General features: G+C 53.0%; 10 protein-coding genes. 7 read left to right on the forward strand and 3 right to left on the reverse strand.

What is annotated here, in order from left to right; translation table 11 throughout:
* Positions 1-107: 107 nt before the first annotated feature.
* Both aroF and C5Y83_RS15470 read right to left on the reverse strand, forming a co-directional pair.
* On the reverse strand, positions 108-1133 hold the full coding sequence (gene aroF / locus C5Y83_RS15465; RefSeq protein WP_105330619.1) for a 3-deoxy-7-phosphoheptulonate synthase: 1026 nt from the start codon (positions 1131-1133) through the stop codon (positions 108-110).
* Between the two features lie 272 nt (positions 1134-1405).
* Complete coding sequence (locus C5Y83_RS15470; protein WP_105330620.1) at positions 1406-2260, reverse strand: sensor histidine kinase; 855 nt, start codon at positions 2258-2260, stop codon at positions 1406-1408.
* Between the two features lie 234 nt (positions 2261-2494).
* On the opposite strand from C5Y83_RS15470, the gene C5Y83_RS15475 reads away from it, so the two are divergent.
* From C5Y83_RS15475 to C5Y83_RS15485, 3 genes are all read left to right on the forward strand, one after another.
* Positions 2495-2758 (forward strand): hypothetical protein, encoded by a 264-nt coding sequence (locus C5Y83_RS15475; protein WP_105330621.1) that lies wholly within the window; start codon positions 2495-2497, stop codon positions 2756-2758.
* A 115-nt stretch (positions 2759-2873) separates the two neighbouring features.
* Complete coding sequence (locus tag C5Y83_RS15480; RefSeq protein ID WP_105330622.1) at positions 2874-4667, forward strand: hypothetical protein; 1794 nt, start codon at positions 2874-2876, stop codon at positions 4665-4667.
* 114 nt (positions 4668-4781) lie between these two features.
* Positions 4782-6536, forward strand: coding sequence for a hypothetical protein (locus C5Y83_RS15485; protein WP_105330623.1), 1755 nt, complete (start codon positions 4782-4784; stop codon positions 6534-6536).
* Positions 6537-6567: 31 nt separating this feature from the next.
* On the opposite strand, the gene C5Y83_RS15490 is transcribed toward C5Y83_RS15485, so the two are convergent.
* Positions 6568-7326 (reverse strand): hypothetical protein, encoded by a 759-nt coding sequence (locus C5Y83_RS15490; RefSeq protein WP_105330624.1) that lies wholly within the window; start codon positions 7324-7326, stop codon positions 6568-6570.
* 138 nt (positions 7327-7464) lie between these two features.
* On the opposite strand from C5Y83_RS15490, the gene C5Y83_RS29610 reads away from it, so the two are divergent.
* From C5Y83_RS29610 to C5Y83_RS15510, 4 genes are all read left to right on the forward strand, one after another.
* On the forward strand, positions 7465-9279 hold the full coding sequence (locus C5Y83_RS29610; protein WP_199195046.1) for a hypothetical protein: 1815 nt from the start codon (positions 7465-7467) through the stop codon (positions 9277-9279).
* 6 nt (positions 9280-9285) lie between these two features.
* Entirely contained in the window at positions 9286-11004 is a 1719-nt protein-coding gene (locus tag C5Y83_RS15500) for a hypothetical protein (protein ID WP_105330625.1), read from the forward strand.
* A 61-nt stretch (positions 11005-11065) separates the two neighbouring features.
* Positions 11066-12772: a hypothetical protein gene (locus tag C5Y83_RS15505; protein WP_105330626.1), complete on the forward strand. Its 1707-nt coding sequence runs from the start codon at positions 11066-11068 to the stop codon at positions 12770-12772.
* Between the two features lie 61 nt (positions 12773-12833).
* Positions 12834-14543 (forward strand): DUF4974 domain-containing protein, encoded by a 1710-nt coding sequence (locus tag C5Y83_RS15510; protein WP_105330627.1) that lies wholly within the window; start codon positions 12834-12836, stop codon positions 14541-14543.
* Positions 14544-14567 lie beyond the last annotated feature (24 nt).

A 14567-nucleotide genomic window follows, 5' to 3' on the forward strand; every position in this document is an offset into this window, starting at 1 on the left:
TGAACCACGGATTACACCGAGAACACGGATAAGATTCGCCCGAGGCGAAGTTCCTTTTCTTATCCCTATTCATCCGTGAAATCCGTGGTCAGTAACTTTGCGTGATCTTAGACTTCAGCGCCACACTGAATGCCAATTGCATTGGCAACCGCACGGCAGCGCCGCATGGTGGCATCGAACGTTGGCAGATCGAGCGATTGGTAACCGTCGCTCATTGCCTGATCTGGCTCAGGATGCACTTCGACGATAATCCCGTCCGCACCGATTGCTACGGCGGCCACGCACATATCAGGTACCAGTGCCGCGTGTCCCGTGCCGTGACTTGGATCGATCACGACCGGCAAGTGCGTCTTTTGATGCAGGTAAGAAACGGTTGCCAGTGGAAGAGTGAAGCGAGTATGCGACTCGAAAGTACGGATGCCGCGTTCACATAGCATGACGCGGGTGTTGCCTTCATTCAGGATGTACTCAGCAGCGAGAAGCAACTCGTCGATGGTGGCAGAAGGACCTCGCTTCAGAAGAACCGCCCGGTCAACCCGTCCGACCTCTTCCAGTAAGCGGTAGTTTTGCATGTTACGGGCACCAATTTGCAAGACATCGGCGTACTTCGCAACAAGTTCCACGTCTTCCGAAGCTACGACTTCGGTCACCACGGCTAAGCCTGTTTCTTCTCGGGCGGTGGCCAACATTTTGAGGCCCTCCTCCTTCAAACCTTGGAACGAGTAAGGACTCGTACGCGGTTTGAATGCCCCGCCCCGCAGCGCCGTCGCTCCGGCTGCTTTGACAGCCTTGGCGGTGGCGACGATCTGGTCTTCACTTTCGACCGAACAAGGTCCGGCGATGACACCACATTTGCCGTTGCCAACCTCTAAGCTGCCTGCTTTGACCAAGGTTGGTTCGGGCTTCACCTCCAAACTAGCGACCTTGTAAGGCGCTAAGATCGGAACCACCTTGGATACACCGGCGACCGTTTCCAGCGATTCACGCATCTCTTCTCGTTTATCGCCGATCGCGGCAATCACCGTCCGCTCGGTTCCGACGATCACGTGGGCTTTCAGCCCCATGCGTTCGACCTTTTCGGCCGCCTTTTGGACTAATTCTTCAGTCGCGTCCCGTTTCATAACAATGATCATGGCTTTCTCTTCCCAGGCTATTTTGGTGAGGTGTCAGATAGTTAAAAGTTGGCAATAGAAACAAAAAAAGCCCTGAATCGCTTTCCGATTCAGGGCTTTGGAATTCTTCTGTTTAGCAGCAGCAAGTTACACAGAATCCTCGGCCCTACTCGGAAAGTAGCTAAAAAAGTAACCGAAGGTAAATTGCCAGCTGTTCATGCCACTCATTATGTGCGCGTTTTCGTTCGTGACAAGCCCGATTCTGCTCGGGCACGCAGAAATCATATATCGGGCTATTGCCGCACCGACGACGTGGGAAGCATGCTGCCGCCGGAAACGGGCACAACATGGGAGACATCCGATCGACTGCTGGGGTTCGCCTCGGCTGCGGGAATCCGAATCGTAAACGCCGTTCCCATACCAACTGTGCTCTGCACGCGGATCTTACCTTGATGGGCCTCGACGATATCACGACATGCCGCCAAACCGATTCCGGTGCCACCCTTGCCCGTTTCATCGGGGCCGCTTTTGGTGCTGTAGAACGCATCGAAGATTTGGGGCAGTTGGTCGCTGGGAATGCCCACACCGTGGTCCCGCACTAACAAATCGACCATGTGATCAGCCGCGTCGTACGAAAGCCGGAGAATCAAACGTCCCCCTTGGGGCATGGCCTGCCGGGCATTGATCATCAGGTTCAGCAGGACTTGTTGAATCTGGTTGCCGTTGGCGAGTGCCTGGGGAACGTCGTTATTCTGGAATTCGATTTCGATGCGATACTTGCGCATCTCGCGTTCCAACAACACAATCGTGTCGTCAACGATCTTCGAGAGTTCGGTCGGCTCCATCCGATTGCCCCGGTTCTTCGCCATGGCCAGCACGCCGGTAGTGATCTTCGCAGCGCGTTCACCAGCCGCCGAGATCTTTTCGAAACAGTTGTTCCGGGTTTGTTCGTCTTTGTGACGCAGCCCCATGCGGGCGTAGTTGATCACCGACATCAGCACGTTATTAAATTCGTGAGTCGTCGTGCTGACCAGTTCGCCCATCGCGGTCAGCTTCTGTGCTTCCAACAGACGGCGTTTCAGGATTTCGATTTCCTTAGCCTGTTGTTCGACGATTGATGCTTGAGAAGTCGCTTGCAAGTCGGTCATCCGTGAGCCTTCTGGCAATGTTTGTCTTGTTCAGTGGGGCGAGCGCAAGAGCTAGCAGTCGCAGGGAACGTTGCTTCACAGAATCCTTTCTGCAGCAAACCGTTCAAGTGGAGGCAATTGCCCTTAGATATCTCTATCGTCGCTCGGGGCATGATCGCTACAATCACCACCGGAACAATCGGCAGTCTTTATGGCTGCCTATTCAAGCTGCCTAGATTCTCGGAGTTCGCACGGATGCACACGCTCGACCTACTCGACCAGGCTATCGCCACCGCCAAAGACTTGGGATACCAAATCCGCCGCGAATGGCTCGAAGGCCAAAGCGGGGGCGTTTGCGAGATCGCCGGGCAGCGGTGGATCTTTCTCGATCTCAGTCTTTCTTCGCTCGAACAGCTCGATCAGGTTCTCGAAGCCTTGCGGACCGATCCAGCATTAGAGCAAGCACCGCTGTCGCCACAAATGAGCCAAATCCTGGGCCGCACCCGCCGAGCCGCCTAGCGCTCGCACGCGATCAATCGACAACGAATCTAGCCAAATCGTTGCAGGCGTTTCTCCCCACGGTTAGGGTAATTGCATACTAGTCCCCTGCCTTTTTGCCTGCCAGGACGTTGTTATGCGCGCGTTATCGCTGTTTGTGGTCGGTTCCGTCCTGTTTTGCACGCCGGTATTCGCCCAGTTTGGTGGCTCGACCTCGGGCACAGATGAGCGACCGAAGAAGCCTCTTACGGTGATGCTTTCGACGAACGATGCGATTCAACAGGTCATCCCGCAGATTGCACCTGACTTGACGTCGAGTGACGCGCATAGCAAAGCGTTATTTGCAAGGCTTCTATCACAGAACACGAGTGTCAGCTTCCAAGAGATACCTCTTCGTGATGCCGTGAAACAACTCGCGGCAGAAACCGTACTCGATATTCACATCGACGAATACGCGTTGGAAGAATACGGGCTCGATTCGTCGGTGAAGGTTTCGCTGGCACTGAATGATGTTTCTGTCTACAGCGCACTGAAGTGGATGCTCGCCCAGAACGACCTGACCTTCATGATCGATGTCGATCGAATCGTCGTCACTGGTTCCGATCAAGCTGAGCGTCAGTTAGTGAACCGCTTTTATGCCATCCCCAACTTAATTGGCAATCCTGCCTACCACGACATCTTGATCGAAGTGATCACGACGACCGTTGAACCTGACTCTTGGGAAGATCTCGGGGGGCCCGGTTCGATTTGCCCATACCTAAACGGATTGATGATCAGCACCACCGAGGAAATCCATACGAAGCTCGATCATCTCCTCGTCGGACTTCACCAGGTACAAGCGTTCCCTAGTAATCCGTATCCGACGGCCAGCTATCGTGTGTCGTTGTTTGCCAAGCAGGAACAAAAGATCCTCAGCGAACTTCAGTCGAAGATAGCCAAGTTTGCCCCGGAAAAAATGAGTTTGAAGACGTTTGTCGAACAATTTCGCAAGCACACATCTTGTCCTGTCCATATTGACCAACGAGCACTTGAAGACCTCGGCTACAACCAAGACGACGTTACCGTTATTCCGCCAGCCAAGTCGACCTCGCTGAAACGAATCTTAGACATCTCAACGCGGTCCTTCGCCGACGATCTTAGGTGGTTTGTTGCCGGAGACTTGATCGTCGTCACCACAAAGGAGGAGGCCGACGGGGAACTTGGAATCGAGATTTATCCGGTTCGTGATCTAGCTTGGAAAGGGATTGATATCACCAACCCAAAAATCGAAGCCCAATTGCTGAAGGATCCTTGGGAAAATGATTCGATCGTCAGCCTCCCTGATTACGAAGCCATGGTTACTCTCCTGGTCACTACGATCAAACCTGATTCGTGGGAGGACCTGGGCGGGCCTGGCAGCGTCGGAATTTATGATAACCGATGCGATTGTCTGGTCATCACTCAAACCGAATCCGTTCACATGCAGATTCAGGCCGCACTTGCGCAAATCCGTGAACGACAACAGCCGATCGACGTCGACAAGTTGTTGGCCGACATCGAAAAGCACGAGTCCACCATATTCACTCAAACCTATTCGGCGCTGCGGCAGACAGCGGATACGCCTCTGTTAACTCGTGAGGAAATGCAGCGGATGGCCGAGCGAATCAAGCAGCAATTCGCTCCCGAAAGCTGGTCGGACGATTCTGTTTTTATCGAGTCGCTGGGCGATGTCCTCGTGATTCGGCAACGTCGCGATGTTCACCGACAAATCGAGAAGTTTCTACAGGAAAGAAGCATCATTCCACCCCATCAAATCATCAGTGGTTCGGGATGCATGATGTTCCCTAGCAATCAAAGCTATTTACCACCACAGCAAGAAGGCAATTCGTCCGCCCAGCCAACGCCTGCGGTACCTCAGGCCAAGGCCCCAGGCGGTGGCGGTGTCTTTTAGCGAAGATGGATCGAATTAATGAACCAAACACGAAAACGTTGTTGTCCATCCTCCCTGTCCATTAATTGACGAACGTTCGCTCCCCTGCCCTCAGCTTTCACCTTGGAGTTCTTCATGCGCTGGTTGACTTCGTTGGCTCTCTTATTGTGCCTGAGTGGAACGCTCGTCCATGGTGAGAAGCCAGAACCTGCAGCGGAACCGTTAGGGCGTGTCATACCCGAGTTTGAATCAGGGTTGACCGACTCGATCCAACAGACGAACGAGTTGTTTGCCCGAACACTTGCGAAGCAGGTAAGTATCGACTTCGCCAAGTTAAAGCTGCGTGATGCGATAACTCAGTTTGAACAACTTGCTGGCATTCCGATCCGGATCGATCGCTTGGCCCTTGAAGAACTGGGAGTAACACTTGATGCCGAAGTATCGATTCGCGTCGACGAAGTTTCACTTTACAGTGCCCTACGCTGGACGCTGACGCAGCATGAGTTAGCCTACTTTGCCGAAGAAGATAGCCTTTTGATAACGACCGAGAAGGAATACCAGGAACGACTATTTCACCATTTCTATGCCGTGCCGGAACTGGTCGGGAATCCGGCCGATCACGATAGTCTCATTGAGGCGGTAACAGCGACCGTCGAACCCGATTCGTGGGAAGAACTGGGCGGTCCTGCTACGATTGCCCCTTTTAACAACGGTGAAATGGTCGGCCAGACTCAGGCCAACCAGGTTCGTATCGCCCGACTATTCCGACAACTGGAAGCACTTCAAAAATCCCGGAGCGATCCCTACCCGACCAGCTCTCGATTGGTATCCTTGTTCCCTGAACAAACGATCGCCATCGACAAGGCCCTTAACGCCGAACAGATGACCGTCGAGTTTCAGCAAACACCCCTGATCGACATCATCGAGCACCTCGACAACCAAGGATCGATGACCTTCTATCTCGACGCTAAGGGCCTAGAAGAGTATGGGCTCGCGACAACCATGCCGGTCACGCTATCCAAGGGAACCTATACCAAGAAGCGTTTGCTGGACATGATCACTCAGCAAACCGAGCTCGATTGGTATATCGCTGGCGATATGGTCGTGATTGCCAATGCCGATGTTGTGGAATCCGACTTAGAGGTTCGCCTTTATCCGGTACGTGATCTGGCTTGTCGCGGTTTAGACCTTACCGATCCTAAGGTGCGTGACATCGTCTTTCCGCCCGAAATGAATCAGAATTATTCCTCGACCTCAGGCTTTCTTCACCTGTACGCGGATGCCACTGATCCTGGCCACATGATTCATCTGCCTGACTACGACGCGGTTATCGAATTATTGAAAACGACCGTCGAAGCGGAGTCCTGGGCGGAACTTGGCGGGCCGGGCAGTATGTACGCGTTCACTTGGAAAGCCGATTGCCTGGTCATCGCCCAAACGCAGGCCGTGCACCGCAAGATTGCCGCAGCGCTCACGCTGATGCGCAAGCAACAAAAACCGATCGATACCAAGGCATTTCTAGCAGAGATCGATCGACGTAATCAAGAAATCTATGTTCGCTCGCATATCATCTCTGGCAACGAAGAGTTGGGAATCCCATCCGTTAGCGAAAGCGATCGGAAGCGACTGGTCGAACAAATCCGCGATCGTATTGCCCCCGATAGTTGGGATGGCAAAACAACGTATGTAACCGCGATGAAAGATCGGATTGTCGTACGTCATCGCCGATCGATCCAAAACCAAGTCACCGGTTATCTGCTTGATTTGGGCGTGATCAATGATTTTCGGGGCCATGGTTGTCGAGGGCCCTATTCCGGCGGTTACCGCCCACCGCAAATATCGGGCGACAGGAACGATGTTCCGCCTGTTCCTATTCCTGAGGTTCATTAGAACTCGACTAACACCATGAGCGGTTTTGCCACTATCGATACCGATCTAACCGACGCTTTTCTCGCTCGAGCGGGTCGTTCGTTTCTTCGACCATCGACAGATCAAACCCAAGGCCCCCAATCACGCCGATAAGCCCTCCCGCAGTTCCGGTGCAGATAGCCGCACTGAGGACAGGAAAGATAAAGCCCGTTCCAAAGCTGACCATCACGCCCAGATAGGCGAACACGAAAACGCAAATTGCGATCGCGATGCGATAGTAGGCGGACGTCATGATCCCGCCGAGCATTGCCCCCCAGATCGCAAACGGAATCGCCATGAGAAATGCCTGAGTCATCAGCGAGTCGCGGACTCCGCGTAGCGGCAGAACCCAACCTTCTTTCGCGGCCTCGACGTTCAGATCGTGGATGCCAATCACTGCAGTAACGATCAGTCCACAAACAATTCCGGCGATCACCAGCACCACACTTCCGCTGGCCTCCCGTGGCTTGGTAAACCAGCGAGTCATGAAGCCTGGCATTGGGCGGGGAGTTTCGCGTGGTGATTTCTCTGGAGCGTTGTCGACCCAATCCTCGGTCACGTGCTGCACGCCTGGCACATTCCTGGCAACCACCATCGAAGCGCCGAGGCGAGCGGTTCGATTCCAATTAATGTTGCCGACCAAAGCCAAAAACCCCAGCAGCGCCGCAAGCATATACAAAGCGATCCCGCGCGGTACGTCGACGAAACAGCACACAGCGGTCGCGGGTAACGCGATCGCCGTAGTGACCCAAAACGCTTCTTTGAAGTTCATGATATTGGTTGCGTCATATGACCAAATAATACAACGACAAGTTTTTATAAGATGATTCTAACCAAATGTTTGCAACAAAACCCCCACTTAGCTAGGGTAGCGACATCACCACGTTCTTCTTTCCCTTCGAGGGTCGTCATGCGTGCGTTCTTGTCACTTGCTTTTCTGCTGGGAATTAGTCTCGCGAATGTCTTCGCTCAGGAGGCTACCAAGTTTCCGGTCATCAACGTCCTACCTAACGAGTCTGCTCGTCAGGATATCGAAGCGAAGGATGCCATCGCCGAGGCGCTGCGCACCAAGACGTTCGACTTAAACCTGATCGATACGCCGGTGGAAACGTTTGCTAGACAACTGGAGAAGCATCTCGGGGTGCCTGTCCGCCTCAACGCTCACGCGATGGAGCAACTAGGCCTCTCGCCAGACATGCCGATTACCTATGCCATGTCCGGGCTGCGGGCTCAAACGCATTTGAAACTTCTCCTTCGCGAGCTCGAATTGACCTATGTCATCACGCCCTATGACGTAGTCATTACCACGCAAGAGGACGCAGAATGGCGTGAGGAGCCTCGATTCTATCCACTGAATGACATCATTTATATCGCCGAAGCTGGCCCAAATGTTCAACCCGATTTTGATTCCATCATTGAGGTCCTTACAACCTCGATCGATCCCGACATGTGGGACGATGGTGGGCCAACGATCTCCCCGATCAACGATGGAATCTCGGTTTCTCAAATCGGTGAGGTACACGAGCACATCGCGGGACTTCTCAAAGCGATCCGCCAAGCGAAGGCGTACCCAAGCGACGCGTATCCGACCGAGGCTGTCAGCATATCGCAGCTGGGAGAAATCACGGCCAAGCTTCATCAGCAACTGGATCAACGCCAAGTTACCTTGAAGTTCACTGACACCCCCTTAAGCGATGCCATAACTTACTTGACGAAAACAAGTGAGATTCCGATCTTTATCGATGCTCGTCGCCTGGAAGACATGGGTTTGGCGAGTGATCTCCCTATCACCTGCGACCTCCAGGAAGTCTCCTTGAATCAAGCGTTGGAGGTACTGCGCGAACAGTATGAACTCGCCTGGTACACGCTGGACAATGTGGTGGTGATCACGACTGAGGAGGAAGCTGCGGCGGAAATAAGAACAGGCGTCTATCCAATTCGCGACCTACTTTGGGGTGGACTGGATATTACGAAGCCTGAGGTCCATAAACTGATTCAATCGATACACTCACGGGGTTTCGGTAGCTTCGGCTGGGAGCCCTGGCGAGAAGTTGGACTAACCCACGCTCCCCGGTTCAATGATTACGATAGCATCATTGAGTCGATCACAACCACCGTCGAGTGTGATTCGTGGGAAGAACTTGGCGGGCCTGGCAGCATCGCTCCGTTCGATGAATTCCTGATTGTCTCTCAAACGGAACACGTACACGAAAAGCTCGCGGCCTTTCTGGCCGATGTCCGTCGCCATCCGCGGAAGTTCGATCCAGAACAAGTGGCCCAGCAGATCGAAAAAGAGAATGCCGAAATGGAAGTTGTCATGTTTGAGTCTCCCGTCGATCAGAATGGGGCTCCCAAGCTAACGCGTGAAGACCTTCAGGCAATTGCCGCGCGCGTGCAAACGTTGGTAGCCACCGACACATGGGATGGCGATCAGCATTTCATCGATACCACGCACAGCGGCCTCATCGTTCGTACGCGCAAAGATATTCAGCGAGAAGTCGCCAAGTATTTGCAACAGATCAACGTTCAACCTTCGCCGCGTTCCGGGCCGTTTCCAGGGGCAGGCTACGGCGGTGGTTACGGCGGGTTTGGTGGTGGGATGAATGGTCCCGGCGGCGGCAATATTCCTGGTGGGGGCTTCATGAGCCCGTCGAATCCTCAGCCGACTTCTCAAATGCAGCCAGTCAACCCTGTACCAGCGGGCCAACAAGGGGGATTCTTTTAAAGAAACATGAATAGGACCCTTCATATCTCCAGTACGTTCCGATTCGCTTCGATCACGACAATCATCTTTGCCTTGCAACTCGCGTCTTCCGGCATGGCACAACCGTCGGAAACCGAAGCGACTCGAATGATGCAGCAGAAGGTGTTCGATACTCGTCTGAGCATCGACATCCAAGACTTACCATTGGGCGACTTTGCGAAACGGGTGGAGCAAGAAACAAGAATTCCAGTAAGAATTCACGAACGTTCGCTTGAGGACAGCGGCATTCGCCATGATGCGACCATCTCTTGCAACTTAACGAATGCTTCTCTGCATAGTGTCTTAAAATGGTCCCTTCGTGAGGCCGCACTCACCTACTATGTGGAACCGGAAGGAATTGTCATCTGCTCGAAGTACGAAGAGGAGTTTCACCAGCAAACGAAGTTTCATCATGTTCCGCAGCTCGTGGGGGCGCCGCACCCTGATTATGACTCGCTGATTGAGCTAACCACGGGTTCGGTCGATGACAATTCATGGGAAGAACTTGGCGGGCCTGGCTCGATTGCACCGATCAATTCCGGCATGGTCATCATGCAGACCGCGCGGCGGCAGTTGCTCGTCGGTCGCCTCTATCAGCAGCTTGTCGAAGCGCAAGCGATGCCCGCTGACGACTACGCAGTTGCGTCACGACTCATCTCTCATCTGCCCCAGGAAACCATCAAGCTCCAAAAGCAGATCAAGAGCTCGGAAGTGGAATTAAGTTTCAACGACGTCCCGCTCGGCGAAGCAATCGAATCGATTCGTCAAAAAACGAAGCTGAATCTTGTTCTCGACATTCGTGCCCTGGAAAATATTGGCTTGAACGCGGACGCCCCCGTTTCGCTTCGTTCCGGGAATCGCAGCTTGGCACGTTCGCTCACGTTGTTGTTGGAACCGCTGTCCTTAGCTTGGCAAGCTCACGACGATGTAGTTGTCCTCTCAACGTGGGACACCTTCGAGGCAGAACTAGATGTCCGCATCTACCCGGTGCGCGATCTCGTTTGGCGAGGGCTCGACCAGCAAGATCCCCACATCAAACAGCGACTAGCGAAATTTTATCCACCGATTACGATTCGACTACCCTACCCAGATCTGCCCTACAAGTATCTTCTTCCGTCACCGGTGCTCGATTCAATTCCTGCTGATGAGAACCTGCAAGACGTCCTGACGACCACCATCTCGCCTGAGTCTTGGCAAGAGTTGGGCGGACCAGGTTCCATCACCTTCCTGCCGAGTGCCGATTGCTTGGTCGTTGCCCAAACGGCCTCGGTGCACGATCAACTGAGTGGCGTCCTGCAAGAGATTCGACAAGCCTCCCATCCGCTCGATCTGGATGAGTTCCTGGCCGCGATTGAAAAGGAAAACGCCGAGATCGTCACGGAGATGTTCGAGCCCCACTTATCCGTCAATGGAACTCCTTTGTTTCAAGAATCGGAAATGCAAGAAATAGCCCGGCAAATTCAATCGCATGTCGATCCCGAAAGCTGGAAGTCGGACGACTGTTTCATCGAAGCCGATCAAGGCAAACTTTCCGTTCGCAATCGACGCGATACCCAACGAAAGGTTCTCGCTTGGCTCGTGAACTTAGGAATCGTTCAGCCGCCAATGTACGGCGGATCGTGCCGCGGGCCTGTTTACGGCAGCTTCGCCCCTACCCCACCTGGGCCATCCATTGAAGACACCCCGAACATACCGACGATCGACTAAGACAAGTTGGCCGATCCCAGCGGTATGATTATCCCCAATGAGTCGCATGAAAGGAAATCTGATGCAGAAACTAGCAATGTTAACCAGCGTTGTCGCCTTCGCGATTGGCGGTACGCTATTCGCCGACGATGCCACGTCGCTTCCCAGCGGCGCGATTACGATTCAACCCGATGCACACCAAAGGGAGCAGTTGGAACAGCTTCAGCAGTTTCAACAACGAATGGAGGCAAAGACGATCACGATCGATGCCGATCGAATGCCCCTGTACCAGTTCATCGAGAAGTTATCAAAGCAAGCCGACGTTCCAATGACGATCGATCGTCCCGAACTCCAAAATAATGGAATCACGCTGAATAGTCCCATTTCAATCAATGGTGAAAACCTTTCCCCGCGAACTGTTCTCACGTTGTCACTGAATCGCCTGGGGCTTTCCTTCCAAGAGAACGGTAACGGCGTTACGATCACCTCGCGTGATAAAAGCGACTCGAGACTTCAAACGAAAACCTATTCGTTGGCCGAACTCGTTGGTAACCATACAGAGTCGGTCACCGCTTGGCGAAACGTGATTGCAAACGAGATCGCCCGTGACTCATGGGAACAATTAGGGGGCCTTGGCACCATTTATGTCTTCGACAAGACGTTGATTGTCAATCAAACAAAAGCGGTCCACACCGAAATCACTTACCTTCTGAATCTAGCAGCGCGAGTCAAACAGTTCTCAAGCGATGACTATCCAGTAACATCTCTAATGGCCTCGGAAAGAGATGAAGCCACGCAACAACTTCGCGACAAAATCGTCACGACCGAAATCGAAGTCACCTTCGAGGAGGCGCCGTTGCGTGATGCGATTCGCGAGCTAAACAAGTCTTGGCCAATGAAAGTGAGAATCGACGAACGGTCGTTAAGTGCCGTTGACCTAAAAGGCCCGCTTCCAGTTACGCTCTCTGCCGGTCGTCACTCCGCGAAAAGTGTACTCAACGAAATTACCACTTCGCTTGGACTAAAATGGTGCGTCATCTCTGGCGACTCGGCAGTCATCACGAGTGATCCCCGCAAATACCAAGTCAAGGAATTTCGTCTTTATCCAGTGCGTGACTTGGTCTGGCACGGTTTAAAGATTGAGAATGGCAGTCAGAGGAACACGTTGATAGGGATAACCCGCTGGCAAGGTGATTCCTGGAACTCGGTTGATTATTTGAAGTCGCTACGTGCGCCCGGTCTGCCGCAGCTTCCCGACAACAAGTCTCTCGAACAGGTCATCCAATCGACAATCCGTCCCGATTCCTGGGAAGTGTTAGGTGGCCCTAGCACACTAAGCTACGTGGCTGAAATCGATTGTTTACTGATCGCTCAGATGCCAGAGACCCACGACGAAATCGCCCGCCTGCTGCACCTCCTTCGTCAGCAACAAACGCCTGAGACGGCTGCCAAGTTGCTTCAGCAAATCGAGGACTCCAACGACGAGATCGTCACGGCACGTTACCCGCTGTCCTGGAATACGACAACCTCGCAGCCTGACGAAGCGGGATTGAATACGATTCTGGAACTCATTCGTTCCGGTACCGGCGAAACGCAATGGCAAATCCCGGAAGCATCGATCAGCTTTGCCCACGATAGCCTCGTTGTCCGCCAGCGACGCGACGTTCAGCGACAGATTCTGACGATGCTGATAAAACTCGACTTGGTTCATCCTGTCGCGAAAACGGACTCTTCCAAAGCATCACCAGCCGCCAACTACTCTGGCGGAGGCGGAGGAGGATTCTTTTAGACCTCTCGTCATTAATGACAGATAATCTGTGTCAAACTTACTTCTCCAAGGACACCTTCCGATGCTTCGGCTTCTCGTTGTTGTTTTAACTCTTTTATTGCTCGGGCAACTTCACGCGGAAGAGCCTGAACTGAAAACGGACAGGACGCCAACGACGATTATTCCCGATCAGGTCGCCAGCGAGTCCTTGGAGAAGTTGGCCAAGCACGAACAATTACTCCTTGAAACGCGCATCACCTTAGACATTCACGAAATGCCGCTGGAGAAGTTCGCTGAGGTGATGTCGAATGAATTGGAAGTACCGGTCGATATCGACCTTGCTTCGCTTGAGGACATGGGGCTAAGTGAGGACTTGCCTATTAGTCTGCGTGTTCAAGGGGTTGCCGCGAAAACTGCATTTGAGATGGCGCTCCATCTCGATGAACTTGCGGTTATGGTGCTTCCCCATGGGTTGATGATTATCACAAAAGACGAAGCCTCCTTGGAACTGATTCGGCAAATCTACGATGTATCCGACCTCATCGACGGCGAGATTGTCCGCTCTGAAGACCTTACCGGGTTAATCAACCAACTCATCGAACCTGATACCTGGGAGCTATTGGGCGGTCCTGGCACGATCAATGTGTGGGAATCGAAGTTTATCATCTCGAATACGTGGGAAGTCCATACCGAGGTTGGGTTGCTTCTCGAAACATTACGCCAAGCTAAGAATCAGCCCAGTGATTCCTACGCGGTTGCATCGATTGGTTGTACTCCGTGGCGAACCGAGCAAACGGTCATCTCACAACAGTTACGAAAGGTCGAGATCACAACCGAGTTTTCAGATACGCCTTTGGAGGAAGTCGCTCATACGTTGAGCGAACAAGGAGGCTTCACGATCTGGATTGATCATCGCGCCTTGGAGGATATTGGACTCGCAGCAATCGCGCCTGTTTCGCTACCGAAACGTAAACGGACACTTCAACACACCCTGAATCTTATTTGCGAGTCTCTTGGTATCGACTGGTTTATCGATGGAGAAGTACTGCGGATCACGACGGTAGATGAGACTGACTTTGATCTAACGCTCTACGTTTATCCCGTACGCGATTTGATTTGGAAAGGGCCTAAGCCACAGGATCGGGCAGTCCAAACAAGGCTATTGAAACTAGCTCGCTGGCAAACGAGTGCCCCTTACCATAGACAAGAACTCGCCCCGTTGTGCCTCGGTGATTACCTCGCTTTACCAAGTGGTCATCAACTAATGAACGTCATCACCCATTGCGTTCAGCCCGAGTCGTGGGAGGAACTCGGGGGGCCTGGTAGTTGCTTGATCTACACGTTGGGAGACTGTTTGTTGATTGCTCAAACACGACGCGTCCACGAACGGATAGGCATCCTGCTACACGAACTCCGCAAACACCAACCCGAGCACGAATTAGCCGAGCAGATTAAACAGGCCGACCAAGCCGAAGCGGAAGTGATTACCGTTTCGTATTCTGGCCCCAGAGAAAAGAAAACCAACGTTTATGAGCTCGGCGAACCGCTCTTATCGCCCGCCGAGTTGGAAAAAATAGGGAAGCTGATTTCCAGCAATGTCGAACCGGAAAGCTGGAAAACGCCAGGCCACTATATCATCGTTTCCCAGAATCGTTTGGTCATACGCAATCGCCGCGATGTGATGTTCCAGGTTCACGACCGCTTAGTCGAACTTGGTGTCACGGTGCCTCTACAAACGGGATTCGACGATACCTTCATGAATCCCCAGTGGCGAGGCAACGGCATCTTTTAAACACCGATGCCGCAAACGCGAACG

It is taken from the genome of Blastopirellula marina, from assembly GCF_002967765.1.
In the GTDB taxonomy this organism is placed as follows: Bacteria; Planctomycetota; Planctomycetia; order Pirellulales; family Pirellulaceae; genus Bremerella; species Bremerella marina_A.